Below are 16,813 nucleotides of genomic sequence, written 5' to 3'. Positions count from 1 at the left end.
CGGTTCGTCCGGACGGGGGTCGCGGTGTGTCCGGTGCCCGTGGTGCGCGAGAGTTGGCCTGTGAGCGTAGCCATCGTCACCTGCCAGGTTCTGCCGGAACCCGACCCCGACGAGGACTTGTTGCTGGCGGCTCTGCGCGACGCCGGCCTGGAACCCACACTTGCGGCGTGGGACGACGACACCGTGGACTGGTCGCGGTTCGGCATCGCGGTCCTGCGTTCGGCGTGGAACTACATCGACAACCTCGACGCGTTCCTGGACTGGGCGGTGCACGCGGCGACCGTCACCCGGCTGTTCAACCCGGTCGAGGTGGTCCAGTGGAACACACATAAGGGCTACCTGCGCCAACTCGCCAAGCAGGGCGTGCCGGTCGTGCCCACGGCCTGGCTCGGAGTGGGCGAGGAGGTCGACCTCGCCGACCTCATGGCCGACCGCGGATGGCACGACGTCGTGGCCAAGCCGGTGGTGGGGGCCGGGTCGTTCCTCACCGATCGGATCACCGACCCCCAGTCGCCAGCGGCGAGGGCGTTCTGGGGCACACTGTGCGGCGACCGGGAAGTCATGGTGCAGCCTTACCTGTCCTCAGTCGAGACGTATGGCGAACGTTCGCTGATCTGGATCGACGAGGAACTCACGCACGCGGTGCGCAAGAGCCCCCGCCTCGGCGACGCGCAGGAGCAGGTGTCCGCGGCGCTGCCCATCGCCCACGCCGAGCGAGAACTGGCCGAGGCGGTGATCGCGGACATCCCGCACGAACTGCTCTACGCGCGCATCGATCTCATCCGCGACGACCACGACCAACCCCTGCTGGCCGAACTGGAACTCGTGGAGCCCTCGCTGTTCCTGCAGCAGGAACCCACCGCTCTGCGGCGCCTTGTGCGGGGGATCGCCGCGCGGCTATGACCGACGTCCTGCTGCTGACCGGTGCGACCGGCATGGTCGGTGGCGAGGTGCTCCGGCGCGCGGCCGCGGACCCGCGCTACCGCGCGGTGCTGTGCTTGATCCGCCCCACTGCGGACGCGACGGCGGAGCAACGGCTGGTGGCCCTCTCCGAACGCAACGACAGCGACACCGGGCGGCTGCACGCGGTGGCCGGCGATGTCACCGAACCCGGCCTGGGTGTGGATCCCGCGCTGCTGAGCGAGGTCACGCAGGTGATCCACTGCGCGGCCAGCGTGTCCTTCGACCTGCCGCTGGCGGCAGCGCGGCGCATCAACGTCGATGGCACACGCAACGTCATCGACGTCTGCGCTGGGCTCCCGCGACTGCGCCGTCTCGACGCGGTTTCGACGTGTTACGTCGCAGGACGCCGCGATGGCCTGATCCTGGAGTCCGACCTCGACCACGACGCGGGCTTCCACAACACCTACGAGCAGACGAAGTACGAGGCCGAGCACCTGCTGCGCGCGGCGATGGCCGACCTGCCGGTGGCCGTGCACCGGCCCTCGATCGTGGTGGGTGACTCCCGGACCGGTCGCACCGGAGCCTGGAAGGTCCTCTACTGGCCCCTCAAGGTCATCGCCCGCGGCTGGCTGCCGGTCATCCCCTACGACCCCGGTGCGCGCCTGGACGTCGTGCCGGTGGACTTCGTGGCCGACGCGATCCTCACGCTGTCGGCAGATCCTGCGACGCTGGGCGGCACTTTCCACCTGGCCGCGGGTCCGGGCCGCGACACCACCACCGGTGAGATGCTCCCGAGGGTGTTCGCCCTGCTGGAGCGGGGGGCGCCGATCCGCGTCCCGCCCGTCGTGTTCCGCAGGGGCGTGCGCCCGCTGCTCATGCTTGTGCCCGACCAACGCCTGCGGCGCACCCTGCAGGCGGGGCTGGTCTACCGTCCCTACCTGCAGATGCGGCCGCAGTTCGACACGACGCATGCCGACGAGGTCCTCGCGCCAGCCGGTCTGGAATGTCCGGCAGTGCTCGACTACATCGACACCGTCGTGCGCGCCGCGCTGATTTCCGATTTCGGGCGGACTACGTGAACGCGAGGGCGAACATCGCCACAGCGATCAGCAGATTCAGCACCAGGGCGAGCACTGCCGCGGCAGTGCCCCCGCCGCGGCCGGCCTTCGCTGCCAGCCACACCCCGATCCACGCCGGCAGTCCGCAGATCAGGCCGTAGCAGGCCGCGGCGATGATTCCGTCCAGCCCGGTCTGGACCAGGGGGACCTCTGTGGACGGATACGCATCGAACGTGGCGGTGATCCAGTATCCGAGGGCGAACACGATCGGGAACCAGATCAGATAGGTGACAGGCATCAGGAACGCCGCGGTGGTGGAGCGTCGTGCCGTGTCCGGAGTTGACATGGAAACCACCCCTGTTCCCAGTGTCCCGCAAACGCGGCAACGGTACGGGTGACGGGACGATACTGGGCCTCATGGCCCAGCGACTGACAGGCAGGCAGCGGTTCGGCTATGCGTTCGGATCGTTCGGCACCGGTGGTTTCGCGACGGTTCCCGGCCTGGTCCTGTTGTTCTACCTCACCGACGTGCTCGGGGTCGCCGCCGCGATCGCCAGCCTCGTGGTCTTCCTGCCGAAGGCCTGGGACGTGATCATCGCGCCGGTCGTGGGCAGCATGTCCGACCGGACCATGGTGCGCTCCGGCCACCGCTCCAAGTGGCTGCTGATCGGCGGGCTCATCCTCGCTCCCATGTTCGCCCTGACGTTCGCGGCACCCGGCGCCCTGGAGGGCAACGCCGCCGCCTTGTGGGTGGGCGTGTTCTTCCTGTTCGCCATCACGGGTTTCGCCACGTTCCAGGTCACGTACCTCGCGATGCCCGCGGAGTTCACCGACGACTACGGCGAGCGCACCCGGATCACGGCCATCCGCATCGTGTTCCTGAGCTTGTCGATCCTGCTGTTCGGCGCAGGTGCCCCCATCCTCGTCAAGGCGTTCGGCTCGGGCCGCTCGGGCTATGCCGGGATGGGCGTGGTCGTCGGGTTGTTACTGCTGGTGAGCACCGTGGTCTGCTGGTCCATGCTGCGCCGGGTCCGCTCCTACAGCCAGGCGCAGAGTGAACCGACGCTGCAGGAACGGGTCGCCGCGGTCCGGCAGAACCGCTGGTTCCTGCTGCTCATGCTCACCTTCGTCCCGCAGGCGCTGGCCACCGGCGCGATGCTGGCGTCCGTGCCTTACCTGGCCACCTACATCCTCGGGGGTGGGGAACTGCAGCAGACACTGCTCTTCGTCTGCATGGTGGCACCGGCGGTCATCGTCATGCCGTTGTGGGCGATGGTCTCCAAGCGGGTGGGCAAACAACGCGGCTTCGTGATGGCCAGTGGCGTCTTCCTGGTCGCGGCGGTCGGACTGTTCTTCAGCCGCAGCCTCCCGGACGCCGCCGTGTACGTGCTCGTCGGGATGGTCGGGGTGGCCTACGCCGGCATGCAGATGTTCCCGTTGGCGATGCTGCCGGACACCGTGGCGGCGGACGCCGCCCAGCACGGCCGGCAGCGGGCCGGGGTGTTCACCGGCGTGTGGGCGGCCGCCGAGACCGTCTCGCTGGCGCTCGGCCCGGCGGTCGTGGGCCTCATCCTGGCCGCGACCGGCTTCATCTCCAGCGAGGCCGGGCAGACCGTCACGCAGCCGGGCAGCGCCCTGACCGGGATCGTTTTGTCCTTCTCGCTGTTCCCGGCGCTGATGATGCTGCTGAGCCTGCCCACGTTGTTCAAGTACGACCTCACCGAGAAGACACTCAACGACCTGCGAGGTGCACATGACCCTGCCGCCGCTTCCTGACCACGGCCTGCCCGCCGCCGAGATCCTGTCGGCGCTGGCCGCTCTGCGCGCCGTGGACCTCGACTACACCAAGGCCACCAGCTACCACTTCGAGTCCGGCAACGCCCAGTTACGGGAGGTGGCCAACGCCGCGGCCGCGACCGCCTGGGGTCGCAGCGGCCTGGACCCCACGGCGTTCCCCAGCATCGCGGCGGTCGAGAACGACCTGGTCGGCGCCGCCCTCGACCTGCACGGTGGCGGTCCGGACGCCGTGGGCACGGTGACCAGTGGTGGCACGGAGTCCTGCATGCTTGCCGTGCTCGGCGCCCGGGAGCGCTACCACCGCCGGGGTGGGCAGGGCCGGCCGAGGATGTTGTTGCCGGTCACCGGGCACTCGGCGTTCCGCAAGGGAGCATGGTTGTTCGGCGTGGACGTGGTGGACATCGGGGTCGACGACGGGTTCAAAGCCGATGCCGCCGAGATGCGCGCGGCCATGGACGAGCGCACCGCCCTGGCAGTCGTCTCCGCGCCCAGCTACGCCCACGGGGTGATCGACCCCGTCGAGCAGGTCGCGGCCGACGCCGCGCAGCGCGACATCCTGTGCCACTTGGACCTGTGTATCGGCGGGTGGGTGCTGCCGTTCGTGCGGGAGGCCGAGGGTCTGCCGCCGGTGGACATGAGTATCCCGGGTGTCACGTCGGCGTCCATGGACCTGCACAAGTACGGGTACGCCCCGAAGGGCGTGTCGATCGTGCTGCACGCCAATCCGGAGTTGCGCCAGTACCACTTCTTCGCCGACGCCGGCTGGCCCGGCTACCCGCTGATCAACAACACCTTGCTGTCCAGCCGCTCCGCCGCACCGGGTGCCGCCGCGTGGGCGGTTCTGCATCTACTGGGCCGCGAAGGGCTGCGGGAGCTGGCGCTGAAATCGCGAGCCGGCGCCGTGCACATCGCTGAGGAGGTGGCCACCATCCCCGGGCTGCGGGTGGTCGCGGCCCCGGAGTCTTCGCTGGTCTGCATCGGCGACACCGGAGATCCGGACGGTCCCGACGTGCGGATCGTCGCCGACGAGGCGCACGCGCTGGGATGGTCGCTGCAGGTCCAGCCGGCGCGGCGCGGCGGGCCGACGAACATCCATGTGACGGTGTCCGCGGGCATCGGGGACCGGGCAGACGAGTTCCTGGCGATGCTGAGGGAAGCGACGGAGGCTGCCACCGGCAAGGGGCGAGCCGACATCGACCCGAACCTCGCGGCGGCCGCGGCCAGCATCGACGTGGACGCCCTCGACGCGGCCACGATCGACGGCCTCATGCAGATCGCGGGATTCAAGGGTCAGGGCGGCCCGGTGGCCCTGCCGGAGGAGATGGCGGGCATCAATGCGCTGCTGGAGGGATCCCCGGCGCCATTGGTGGAGGTGCTGCTCAAGGCGGTGTTCAGCGAGGTGTTCACACCCAACCGCTGAGGATCGCCCAGTCGTCCAGGTAGGCGATCCCCGCTGGCGCAACCCCACCCCGGTGTCGTACTGTGCCGATTCGTGCCCGCATCATGGGGTCGGGGAAGGGAAATATGCCTGAAAGCACCGTACGCCGCCTTGTCATCGTCGAGTCGCCCGCGAAGGCCAAGACGATCCAGGGGCTACCTCGGCGACGGCTTCGAGGTCACCGCGAGTGTGGGCCACATCCGGGACCTGCCCGACCGTGCCGCCGACATCCCGGCCAAGTTCAAGTCCGAGCCGTGGGCGCGTCTCGGCGTCGACATCGAGAACGATTTCGCTCCGATCTATGTGGTCAACGCGGACAAGAAGGCGCGGGTCAAGGAGCTCAAGGACAAGCTGCGCGACGCCGACGAACTGCTACTTGCCACCGATGAGGACCGGGAGGGTGAGGCGATCGCCTGGCACCTGCTGAAGGTGCTCGACCCGAAGGTCCCGGTGCGGCGGATGGTGTTCAACGAGATCACCCGGGACGCCATTCAGCACGCGCTGCAGAACACCCGCGAACTCGACCTCGACCTGGTGGACGCGCAGGAGACCCGGCGCATCCTGGACCGGTTGTACGGGTACGAGGTCTCGCCGGTGCTGTGGAAGAAGGTCATGCCGCGGCTGTCCGCCGGGCGTGTGCAGTCGGTGGCGCTGCGGATGGTCGTGGACCGTGAGCGTGAACGGATGGCGTTCGTGCGGGCCGGTTACGCAGACATCGAGGCGCTGCTGGACCCGGGCAACTTCACCGCCACCCTGACCCACGTCGACGGCGTGCGAGTGGCGCGCGGGGATTCCTTCAACGACCTCGGGCAGTTGAAGAAGAAGGACGTGCGGCACCTCGACATCGCCGCTGCGGAGGCGCTCGTCGCGGGTCTGGCCGACGCCCGGATGGCTGTGGAATCGGTGGAGGAGAAGCCGGGCACGCGGCGGCCGTCCCCCCCGTTCATGACCTCCACGTTGCAGCAGGAGGCCTCCCGCAAACTGCGCTGGGGGCCAGCGCACGATGCGCGTGGCCCAGGGCCTGTACGAGCGCGGCTTCATCACCTACATGCGTACCGACTCCACCAACCTGTCGGCCACGGCGATCCAGGCCGCCCGGGCGCAGGCGCGGGCGCTGTACGGCGACGACCACGTGTTCCCCGGTCCGCAGCGTGACTACACCCGCAAGGTGAAGAACGCGCAGGAGGCGCACGAGGCGATCCGCCCAGCCGGTGACTCCTTCCGCACCCCGGGCCAGGTGGCCTCGCAGGTGAACCCCGACGAGCTCGCGCTTTACGACCTGATCTGGAAGCGCACGGTCGCCTCCCAGATGGCCGACGCGAAGATCGCCACCACGACGCTGCGACTGGCCGCCACGACCGCCGATGGCACGGCGACGACGTTCTCCGCCAGCGGCACCGTGGTGACCTTCCCCGGCTTCCTGGCCGCGTACGAGGAGAGCCGCGACGACGAGGACAGCGGGCAGCAACGCCGCCTGCCGCGCCTGGCCACCGGTGACGAGGTGACGGTCCGGGCGCTGACCGCCGAGGAGCACTCCACCAAGCCGCCTGCCCGCTACACCGAAGCCACGCTGCTCAAGGCCTTGGAGGAGCGCGGCATCGGCCGGCCCTCGACGTGGTCGAACATCATCGGCACGCTGCTGGACCGCGGGTATGTCTTCAAACGCGGCACCGCGCTGGTGCCGGCGTGGCTGGCATTCGCCGTGGTGCGGCTGCTGGAGGACCATTTCTCGGCGCTGGTGGACTATGACTTCACCGCGGAACTCGAGGAGATCCTCGACACCGTCGCCGACGGTCACCAAACCCGCACGTTCGTGCTGGGCACGTTCTACTACGGCGGCGTGGACCCCCGCGGGGGCCGTTTCGTGGGCCTGCACCCCATGATCGAGAAACTGCCGGAGATCGACCCGCGAGAGAACTCGTCGTTCCCGATCGACCAAGAGATCGTCCTGCGCGTCGGCAAGTACGGACCGTACCTGGAGTCGGGCGAGAAGCGTGCGAACGTGCCGGCCGACCTGCCGCCCGACGAGCTCACCCCCGAGTCGGCCCTCGAGTTGCTCAACGCGCCCAAGGAGGAGCGGGGGCTGGGCGTCGACCCGGACACCGGGCACGAGATCGTGACCAAGACCGGACGGTTCGGCCCCTACGTCACGGAGATCCTGCCGGAACTCCCCGAAGGCGCGAAGAAGCCGCGCAAGACGGTCAAGCCGCGCACCGCGAGCCTGTTCCAGGGCATGGACCTCACGACGGTCACCCTCGAGGACGCCCTGCGGTTACTGTCGTTGCCGCGCGAGGTCGGCAAGCACCCCGAGGACGGGGAGCCGGTCATGGCACAGAACGGTCGGTACGGCCCGTACCTCACGCACGGCAAGGACTCCCGCTCGCTGCCCGACGAGGCCAGCATCTTCACGTGCACCCTGGACGAGGCGCTGGCGTTGTTCGCCCAGCCCAAACGCGGCCGGGGCCGCGAGCAGGCCGCGCCCGGCAAGGAGGTCGGCGTTGATCCGATCACCGGCAAGAAGATCGAACTCAAGGAAGGGCGCTTCGGCCCCTACGTCACCGATGGTGAGACCAACGCCTCGTTGCGGGTGGCCGACGACCCGCTGACGATCACGCTCGAGCGTGCCAGCGATCTGATCAGTGAGCGGCGCGCGAAGGGTCCTGCGCCGAAGAAGCCCCGCAAGAAGGCAGCGTCGAAGAAGTAGCCCGACCGCCGTCACGCCCAGCGACCGACGCGAGACGTGCTACAGGGCCTTGATGATGTCCCGGTCCTTGGCGTCGCCGAACGGGCTGGTGGGGTAGTTCGCCGCTCCCTGCTCGCCACAAGTGGGCGAACCCGCCCCCTGGTCGCCCACTTGTGGTCCCGATCGACGGGTGTATACCGGGCATTCGGGATTATTCCGGCCCACAAGTGGGCGAAAGCGGCCTGAATCCCGCCTGTCGCGCCCAGTTGTGGCGTGGGTCGTTGGAGGCTGTTCACCGCGTTGGAGAACCAACGTGTGGGTTCTCCAACCTCGTGGGCGCTCTCCAACGGGACGCGGCGTACCGACGCGACCGCCTGCTCGGGGCAGCGTGAGAGGGTGACCCATGTGAGGGGTTTGTTCGTCGCGTTCGAGGGTGTGGACCGGTCAGGCAAGACGACCCAACTGCGCCTGCTGGCCGAACGGCTCGGTGAGCACCACGAAGTGGTTGTCACGCGCGAACCGGGCGGAACCCCCGTGGCCGAGGCGATCCGGGTGCTCCTGCTCGCCGATGATGTCGACATGTCGGCACGCTGCGAAGCGCTGTTGTTCGCCGCTGCCCGCGCAGACCACGTGGAGCGGACGATCCGCCCTGCGCTGGAACGCGGGGCCGTCGTGCTTTCCGACCGGTTCGTGGACTCCTCGCTGGCCTACCAGGGTGTGGCGCGCGGCTTGGGGATCGACGAGGTGGAGCGTGTGAACCTGTGGGCGACTGACGGCCTCATCCCGGACCTGACCATCATGCTGGACCTGCCGGTGGGGACGTCCCAGCAGCGCGACGGTGAGGTGGACCGCATGGAGAACGAGGGGGAGTTGTTCCAGGCCCGGGTCCGCCGCGGCCTGCTCGACCTCGCCGCCCGCGAGGGGCACCGCTACTCGGTCATCGACGCCTCCGGGTCGGTGGAGGACGTCGCGGACCGGGTGTGGGCCTCGCTGCCCGAGGAGTTCCGATGAGCGTGTTCGAGACCCTGGTCGGGCAGGACCATGTGGTCGAGGTGCTTCAGGTGGCCGCCCAGGACGCCGCGGTCGAACCGGCGGGTCCCACGATGACCCACGCCTGGCTGTTCATCGGGCCGCCGGGCTCGGGCCGGTCCAATGCCGCCATCGCCTTCGGTGCCGCACTGGTGTGCCCGCAGGGGGGGTGCGGGGTGTGCCAGGACTGCCGGGCCGTCCTGGCCGGCAACCACCCGGACGTCCGTGTGGTCCGCCCAGAGGGCCTGTCCTACAAGACCGAGGAGGCCCGCGCACTCGTCGGCCGCGCTGACATGGCCCCGACCCGCGCCCGCTGGCACGTGATCGTCCTGGAGGACGCAGACCGCCTCACCGAGTCGGCTAACAACGTGCTGCTCAAGAGCATCGAGGAACCAGCCAGTCGCACGGTCTGGCTGCTGTGCGCGCCCTCGGTGGAGGACCTCCTGCCGACGGTCCGGTCCCGCTGTCAGGTGATCGGTCTGCGGACACCCGCGACGCGCGCCGTCGCGGCGTTCCTCGAGCGGCAGGGGGTCGACGCCGGAACCGCCGCGTTCGCCGCCCGCGCTTCCATGGGCCACATCGGCCGGGCGCGGGCGCTGGCCACCATCGAGTCGGTCCGCAACCGGCGCCACGACGTGCTCGTGATGATGCGCGACTTGTCCGACCTCGCAAGCTGCATGGCCGCGGCGGGCAACATCGTCGAAGCCGCGAAGGCAGACGCCGAGGCGCTGCTGGCCGACCGCGAGGAGACCGAACGCGCCGACATGATGCTCGCGCTGGGCTCCGGCGCGGAGGGCAAGGGGATCAAGCGCGTGACCAAAGCCGCGCTGAAGGACCTCGAGGACCGTCAGGCCGCCCGGCGCAATCGCAGCGTGCGCGACGAACTCGACCGTGTGCTCGTCGACCTGCTGGCGTGGTTCCGCGACGTGCTCGCGTTGCAGGAGGAGGCGCCCGTCGAGTTGGTCAACGAGGAGATGCGCGCGGACCTGGCGAGGATGGCCGATGAGAGTTCGACCAGCGACACCCTCCTGCGGTTCACCGCCATTCGCGACGCCCGGCAGGCGCTGGCCATGAACGTCGCGCCGCAACTGGCCATGGAGGCGATGGTGGTGAAACTCCGGGCGCCGCGGCTGGCGGGCCGCTGAGCCTCCGACCGTGGTGGCACCTGACGCGCAACGAGATATGCCGAACGTCACCGGAGTGCCCCGGCGCACCGCACAATGACTCCATGAGCAAACCCGCCATCGCCCCCACCACGTGGCAGCCAGCCGGTGCGGCGAGCAAGCCGCCAGCCACCAACCTGCCCGCTTTGCACATCCTTCCGGTGCCCGGCGTCGGCCCCGAGGACGCGCTGTTCGTCGGGGACGCGATCGTCACCGGGCTGGAGGACGGCCGGATCATCTCGGTGAGCCTCGACGGCTGGCGGATCGAGGTGCTCGCCGACACCGGTGGCCGGCCGCTTGGCATCGAAGCGCACCCCGACGGCCTGCTCGTCTGCGACGCCGAGAAGGGCCTGCTCCTGCTCAACGCCGGTGTCCTCACCACGCTGGTCGCCAAGGGTGAGCACGGCTTGCGGGTGTGCAACAACGCCGCGGTCGCCGGCGACGGCACGATCTACTTCACCGACTCCAGCCAACGATTCGACCTCGAGCACTGGACCGCGGACATCATCGAGCACTCAGGCACCGGCCGGCTGCTGCGCCGCACGCCCGACGGGACCGTGGACGTCCTGGCCGACGGCCTGCAGTTCGCCAACGGCGTGGCGCTGTCGAGCGAGTTCGTGGCGGTGGCCCAGACCGGGGCGTACTGCGTGGACCGGGTGTGGCTCGACAGCGGCCGGCACGAGCCGTGGATCACGAACCTGCCCGCCTTCCCGGACAACATCGCCGCGGGCGATGACGGGCTGGTGTGGGTGACGATGGCCAGCGCCCGCAAGCCTGCGCTGGACAAGACCGCGGGCAGGCCCTGGCTGCGCAAGGTGATCTGGGCGCTGCCCGAGGCCCTGCACCCGAAGCCGGACAAGCTGGTCTGGGTGCGGGCCTACGACACCGACGGCCGCGTGGTCTACGAGTTCTTCGGCGAGCACGAGCAGTTCTACATGTGCACCGGGGTGCGCGCCCGCGACGGCAAGGTGGCCATGGGGAGTCTGAACACCACCGCGCTGGCCTGGTTCGGCGGCCAGGCGCGTTGGTTGACGTTCACCGCGCCGCGCCCCAACCAACTGCCCGAGCCCCAGATCCCGCGACGACTTGGCGCGTTCACCCCGACGTCACGTACCGTAGACACATGGCCAAGGGAAGCAAGCAGAACGAACCCTCGCTGAAGGTGCTCGAAAGCGGTCTCTCCGCCAGTCTCGAGCGCTACCAGCAGTACCGGGCGAGTAAGCCCGGGCGTCCGACCGACCGCGAGCTCGTCATGCAGCAGCGGCAGGCGATCATCGCCGGGCATCAGACCCGTGTTGCCGGGCACGAGCGGCGTCTGCAACGGATGAAGAGCCGGCAGGTCATGTGGACCGCCGGTGCCGCCGGCGCCTCGACCATGGGGGTCGTGGGCGCCGTCACCCCGCAGCCCTCCCTGCTGTGGTTCACCGTCGCCGGGTTCTCCGGGATGTTCGCCTACCTGACCAAGGAGAAGCGGGAGCACCTGCAGGCCCCGGCCATGCCGGAACTCCCCGCCCTGCCCGTCGAGCCGCTGCCGGCCGGGACCCCGGGTTCCGCGGAGGTCGCGCGCTGGTCGCGGGCGGCACACCGCTGGGACGATCTGCTGCCCCTGGTCGACCAGATGCACCCCGACGCCGGGCAGCAGCTCCGCAGGGCCCTGGCCGAGGTCGACCCAGCTCTGCGATCCCTGGTCGAACGCCTCGGCACGCTGTACCGGACGACCCAGCAGATGCCGGGCACCCAAGCCGCCACCGTAGCCCACCACGCGAGCATCGAGGTCGCCGCGCGGCTGCGTGCGGGCGTTGAAGCGTACGAAGGCTTGGTGGCGGCCGCCGCCGAGTTGATCGCCGCCCCCGATCTGCAGCAGTCTGTGACACAGATCGTGGGTCCGGCGGTTCTGGACGTGCAGGCCTACACCTCGGGCCTGCGCACAGCGGCCGGCTTGTTCGACCCGAATTACTGACGAAAGTAGGAGCCCGTGGCGCGCAAGAAGAAGGCAGTGGAACTGCCCGCAGTGGTCGACGTGAGTCTGGCCGACTCCGATCGAAACTACGACACCGCGGTGACCTTCCTGGAGAACGATTTCCGCATTCTGCGCCTCGGGGCCGACGGGGATGTCGACCGTGCCGAGCAGATGATCAAGGAGTGGATGCCGGGCACAACGGTGTTCGCCATCACCGGTGCGCGGGACGCGCGCACGGTCGGGATCCTGTCCGGCGATGAGAAGGCGGCGCTGCGTCGTCTGGAGTCCGCCACCGGTGAGGTCCCCACGACGAACGGCCACCGTCTGCGCGACGTCCTGCAGGAGTGGACGGTCCGTAAGGTGCAGGCCGACCAGCCCGGACTGTTCAGCAATGCCCGCACGGTTGTGCTCGGCGGCTCCCACCACCGCCGGACCGCACGCGTGCTCTCCGAGTTCACCGACAACATCCGATTCGCCGACGCGGTGCTGCAGATGGGCCTGCCGTCGATGCTGGACTCGTTCAACGCCCTTGACCGGTTCCTCGGGGTGAGCACGTGGTTCCTCGACCGGGTGCCGGACCAGGTCAGCACGCCGATCACCGCGCCGGGCCGCCGCTTCAACCAGTCCCTGCTGCGCAGGGCCGTGCGTGATGCCGACGTCCTGGTCGCCACGTACGACGAGTTGATGATGTTCGGCCTGGAGGAACTGGCCGGCAAGACCCTCATCACCTCGGCGGTCTCCGACGAGCGCCTCGACGAGTTGCACCGCCTGGGTGTCGACCTCGTCCTCGACGACACCCCCCAGCCGTTCGAAGGCGTCACGGTCAACGCCGCGGTCCTCGAAGCCCTCATGCTCGCGGTCACCGGCGCCGAGGAGGCGCGCCTGACCGATGACGACCTGCTCGACATGATCACCTCGGCCGGACTGGAGCCGCGCTCGCTGTACCCGGGCGGGTTCAAGCGCAAGAGCCGTTTCGCGTTCGTCATCCACCCGCTGTCGCAGCAGTACCTGCGCAACGTCGAGCCGCTGAACACGATGGCCAAGATCTCGCCGCAGGTGGTCATGGACGGTGTGGAGAAGGCGATCGCGTATGCCCCACCGTTCACCTACAGCCACATCAGCGGGGTCAAGTCCCCGACCGGGGCCGAGGCGGAGGGTTGGCTCATCACGGTGGGCGGTACCCCGAAGCAACTGCTCGCCCATGACCCCGAGTTCACCTACAAGCGGCTGTTGCAGGCCGCCGACATGGCCAAGAAGCTCGGCGCCCAGATCATGGGCCTCGGCGCGTTCACGAAGGTCGTGGGGGACGCGGGGGTCACGGTCGCCAAGCGCGCCCCGTTGCCGATCACCACGGGCAACAGTTACAGCGCCTCAGGTGCGCTGTGGGCTCTGCACGACGCGCTGCGACGGCTCGGGATCTCCGACGTCGACGAGCAGGGCCGGCTGCTGGGCAAGGCCATGGTCGTCGGGGCCACGGGCGCCATCGGCTCGGTGTGCGCGCGGCTGCTGGCCATGGCGTGCGACGAGTTGTGGATGGTCAGCCCGGAGGCGGCCAAGTTGCTCGCACTCAAGGCCGACATCGAGAGTGAGAATCCGCGGGCGAAGATCTACGTCGCTGCCACCCCCGATGAGGCCCTGCCCGACATGGACGCCATCGTGACCGCCACCTCCGGGGCGGGCAAGCGGGTGCTGGACATCATGCAGGTCAAGCCCGGCGCGGTGATCACCGACGTCGCCAGGCCGCTGGACCTGTCCGCCGAGGACGTCGCCAAGCGGCCCGACGTGCTGGTGGTGGAGTCCGGCGAGATCCATCTGCCCGGCGATGTCCACATGGGCAACATCGGCCTGCCGCCCGGCGTCGCCTACGCGTGCCTGGCGGAGACCATCGTGCTGGCCCTTGAGGGCAGGTACGAGACCTTCACCATCGGCCGCAACATCGAGTGGGCGAAGGTCAAGGAGATCTACAAGTTGGGCCTCAAGCACGGCATGAAGCTCGCGACGATCAGCGGCGTCAACGGCGTCTACACCGATGAGGATCTGGCTCGGGTGCGGGAGTTGGCGCTGGCCAAGCGTGCGGAGATGTCGGAGGCCTGAGGCTCGCGGCCGGTCGGTCAGCGCAGGGCGGGAGAGTCCTCTGGTGCCGGATCGCCCCCGGGTGTGGCTGGGGGTTGGATCGCTCTGGTGGCCGCGGTTCTTGCAGGTGGGAGAGTTGCCTCCATCGGGGAGCGATAAGGACCGGTTGGATCTCTCCCGGCTGTCCCGATCTCTCCCGGGTTGAACTGGAGCCACGCTCCGGCCCGCTACGGCGCGACCTTCGCCCTGATCAGCATGTCCGACGGCGCTGAACCGTACCTCCCGCTGCCGACCACGTTCAACCCGTGCAGCCAGGCCATCGTGAGGTCGTAGGTGGTTGCTGCGTTGTCGGCGCCGCGGCGGAAGTCGTCGGGGCGCCCGCGCATCGGCCACGGCCCGGGCAGGTACAGCACCACCCGGTCGTCCACGGTGCGCAGATCCCGGCGTACTTGCTGGGCGGCCATGATCGCGGCGGTGCGCAGCAGCCGTCCGGTGGCCGTCTCCTCCTGCTGCGGCGCCATGACCGTGAAGCCGCAGTCGAGCACCACGATGGTCGCGGCGCCCTGGGCGGCCGCGATTCCGATGGGAACGTTGGCCACGATGCCGCCGTCCACGAGTTTGCGATCGCCGCGCTGCACCGGGGGGAATACCAGCGGGATTGCCGCACTGGCCAGCAGCGCCGAGACGAGGTCCCCGGAGTTCAGCGGCACGGGTTCGCCGGTGTCGAAATCCGTGGTGACGGCGGTGTGGGGGAGGGTCAGTTCCTCGAAGGTCCGCGCCCCCACGGCGTTCTCGATCACCGCCCGAAGTCCGGTGCTGGGGACTGCTGACGCTTTGCCCTTGGCGAGGTTCAGGGCCGTGCCGAGCATCTTGCCGAAGACCACGGCCCGGGTCATGCCGCTCCACAGGTCCGCCAGCCGTTCGTGTGCGGTGGCCGGGTGCTCGGCGAGCACGGCGCCGTTCAGCGATCCGACCGAGGTCCCCACGACGAAGTCCGGGGTGATGTCGGTCTCCGCCAAGGCCCGCAGGTGGCCGACCTGCACCGCGCCGAACGATGCGCCGCCGCCAAGCACGTATGCGATCGGGCGGGGCAAGGAGTCGGCGATCCTCAGGCGGGCCACAGGCTCATTGTCCACACCCCGGCTCCGCTCGTCGTGGTGGTGGCTACAGTCGAGGGGTGAATCCACGCCTGCTCGCCGTCGGTGCTGCCGCGCTCGTCGCGCTGTCCGGGTGCACCTTCTTCGGCGGCGGCGATGAGCCCACCGCCTCCCCGACGGCAACCGTCCAACCGTCCCCGGAGGAGCCGGCGCTAGCAGATTTCTACGGGCAGAGCCTGGCCTGGAGCGGCTGCGGCGGACGGTTCGAATGCGCCACGCTGACCGTGCCGCTGGCCTACGACGACCCGGCCGGGGACACCATCGAGGTCAAGGTGGTGCGACTGCCGGCATCCGACCCGGAGGACCGCATCGGGTCGCTGGTCGTGAATCCCGGGGGTCCCGGCGGGTCGGGCATCGAGTACGCTCGGGCCGCCCGAGCGGTTGTGAGTGAGGACCTGCTCGACCGCTACGACATCGTCGGTTTCGACCCCCGCGGCGTGAGCGACAGCACGCCGGTGGAGTGCCTGACCGATCGGCAACTCGACCGGTTCCTCAATGTCGACCCGAACCCCGAGACCGATGAGGACGTGGCCGCGACCGTGGCCGTGTCGAAGCGCTTCGGGCCGCGCTGCGAGCGCAACTCCCCGGAGATGACGCCCAACGTCGGCACGCCCTACGTCGCCCGCGACATGGACATCCTGCGCGCGGCGCTCGGCGATGAGCGGCTCACCTACTTGGGCAAGTCGTACGGGACCTACATCGGCGCGACCTACGCCGAGTTGTTCCCGGGCCGGGTGGGGCGGTTGGTGCTCGACGGGGCAGTCGACCCGAAGCTCACCAACGCCGAAGTCAGCCGTGGGCAGGCGGTCGGTTTCGAGAAGGCCTTGCTGCGTTATGCACAGTGGTGTGCCGACGAGAAGGACTGCCCGCTCGGTGACGATCCGCAGGCGGGGGTGCAGAAGGTCGCGGACCTGCTCAACGATCTGGAGCAGAACCCGCTGCCCGCAGAGGCGGGACGCCCACTGACCGCCGCCCAGGCGATGAACGGTGTGGTGGGCAGTCTCTACTCCGCGGACTACGGTTGGCAGGCGTTGTTCTACGCCCTCGACAGCGCGTTCGACGGCGACGGCTTCTCGCTGCAAGCGCTGTCGGACACGCTGACCGAGCGCAAACCCAACGGCACGTACGCCAACAACTCCTACGAGATGCTCTACGCGGTCAACTGCATCGACCGGCCCGACCGCTTCGACCCCGAGGAGACGCAGCAGCAGGCGCAGGAGTGGAGCCAGGAGGCTCCCGTGTTCGGCGCGGCGCTGGCCTGGGGCAACCTGCCGTGCTACTACTGGCCGGTGCCGGCGGTCGATGAACCACACGCGATCACCGCTCCCGGCACGCCGCCGATCGTCGTGATCGGCACCGAGTACGACCCGGCCACACCGTACGACTGGGCGGTCTCACTGGCCGACCAACTGGAGTCGGGGGTGCTGGTCAGTTGGATGGACGCTGACGGGCACACGGCGTACTACTCCGGGTCGAAGTGCGTAGACCGTGCAGTGGACGCCTTCCTCGTGGATGGAGAGGTCCCCGAGGACGGTTTGAAGTGCACCTGAGC

The 16,813-nt window shown here is 69.3% G+C and carries 12 protein-coding genes and 1 pseudogene; 11 read left to right on the top strand and 2 right to left on the bottom strand.

From position 1 onward, the window contains the following. Positions 1-60: 60 nt before the first annotated feature. Both IPG68_01960 and IPG68_01955 read left to right on the top strand, forming a co-directional pair. Positions 61-903 carry a hypothetical protein gene (locus IPG68_01960; protein MBK6762109.1) on the top strand — a complete coding sequence of 281 codons (843 nt, stop codon included), beginning with the start codon at positions 61-63 and terminating at the stop codon, positions 901-903. Then, positions 900-1,982, top strand: coding sequence for an SDR family oxidoreductase (locus tag IPG68_01955; protein MBK6762108.1), 1,083 nt, complete (start codon positions 900-902; stop codon positions 1,980-1,982). The genes IPG68_01960 and IPG68_01955 overlap by 4 nt, the downstream gene beginning before the upstream one ends. Here the strand turns inward: IPG68_01955 and IPG68_01950 are convergent. Continuing rightward, on the bottom strand, positions 1,975-2,307 hold the full coding sequence (locus IPG68_01950) for a hypothetical protein (protein MBK6762107.1): 333 nt from the start codon (positions 2,305-2,307) through the stop codon (positions 1,975-1,977). The genes IPG68_01955 and IPG68_01950 overlap by 8 nt on opposite strands. A 71-nt stretch (positions 2,308-2,378) precedes the next feature. Here IPG68_01950 and IPG68_01945 point away from each other — a divergent pair, with 71 nt between their 5' ends. The 8 genes and pseudogenes from IPG68_01945 (at position 2,379) to IPG68_01910 (ending at position 14,125) form a co-directional block, all read left to right on the top strand. After that, positions 2,379-3,737, top strand: coding sequence for an MFS transporter (locus IPG68_01945; GenBank protein ID MBK6762106.1), 1,359 nt, complete (start codon positions 2,379-2,381; stop codon positions 3,735-3,737). A gap of 7 nt (positions 3,738-3,744) precedes the next feature. Next, positions 3,745-5,178, top strand: coding sequence for an aspartate aminotransferase family protein (locus IPG68_01940; GenBank protein ID MBK6762105.1), 1,434 nt, complete (start codon positions 3,745-3,747; stop codon positions 5,176-5,178). A gap of 104 nt (positions 5,179-5,282) precedes the next feature. Continuing rightward, positions 5,283-7,900, top strand: a pseudogene (gene topA / locus IPG68_01935) (type I DNA topoisomerase). 384 nt (positions 7,901-8,284) lie between these two features. After that, positions 8,285-8,890 carry a dTMP kinase gene (locus IPG68_01930; protein ID MBK6762104.1) on the top strand — a complete coding sequence of 202 codons (606 nt, stop codon included), beginning with the start codon at positions 8,285-8,287 and terminating at the stop codon, positions 8,888-8,890. Continuing rightward, the gene (locus IPG68_01925; GenBank protein MBK6762103.1) at positions 8,887-10,053 is read left to right on the top strand and encodes a DNA polymerase III subunit delta'; all 1,167 of its coding nucleotides are present in this window, start codon (positions 8,887-8,889) and stop codon (positions 10,051-10,053) included. Before IPG68_01930 ends, IPG68_01925 begins: the two co-directional genes overlap by 4 nt. Before the next feature lie 83 nt (positions 10,054-10,136). Next, the gene (locus tag IPG68_01920; protein ID MBK6762102.1) at positions 10,137-11,231 is read left to right on the top strand and encodes an SMP-30/gluconolactonase/LRE family protein; all 1,095 of its coding nucleotides are present in this window, start codon (positions 10,137-10,139) and stop codon (positions 11,229-11,231) included. After that, positions 11,195-12,031, top strand: a complete 837-nt coding sequence (locus IPG68_01915; protein MBK6762101.1) for a hypothetical protein — start codon at positions 11,195-11,197, stop codon at positions 12,029-12,031. The genes IPG68_01920 and IPG68_01915 overlap by 37 nt, the downstream gene beginning before the upstream one ends. A 42-nt stretch (positions 12,032-12,073) precedes the next feature. After that, positions 12,074-14,125, top strand: coding sequence for a dehydrogenase (locus IPG68_01910; GenBank protein ID MBK6762100.1), 2,052 nt, complete (start codon positions 12,074-12,076; stop codon positions 14,123-14,125). A 206-nt stretch (positions 14,126-14,331) separates the two neighbouring features. Here IPG68_01910 and IPG68_01905 read toward each other — a convergent pair whose 3' ends face one another. Then, complete coding sequence (locus IPG68_01905; GenBank protein MBK6762099.1) at positions 14,332-15,225, bottom strand: patatin-like phospholipase family protein; 894 nt, start codon at positions 15,223-15,225, stop codon at positions 14,332-14,334. Positions 15,226-15,281: 56 nt separating this feature from the next. Between IPG68_01905 and IPG68_01900 the strand changes: the two genes are divergently transcribed. Next, positions 15,282-16,811 carry an alpha/beta fold hydrolase gene (locus IPG68_01900; protein ID MBK6762098.1) on the top strand — a complete coding sequence of 510 codons (1,530 nt, stop codon included), beginning with the start codon at positions 15,282-15,284 and terminating at the stop codon, positions 16,809-16,811. Positions 16,812-16,813 lie beyond the last annotated feature (2 nt).

Source organism: Micrococcales bacterium (assembly GCA_016703125.1).
GTDB lineage: Bacteria > Actinomycetota > Actinomycetes > S36-B12 > UBA10799 > JADKAV01.
Note: the sequence above shows the minus strand (reverse complement) of the source record. Positions and strands in the feature narration are given on the sequence as shown.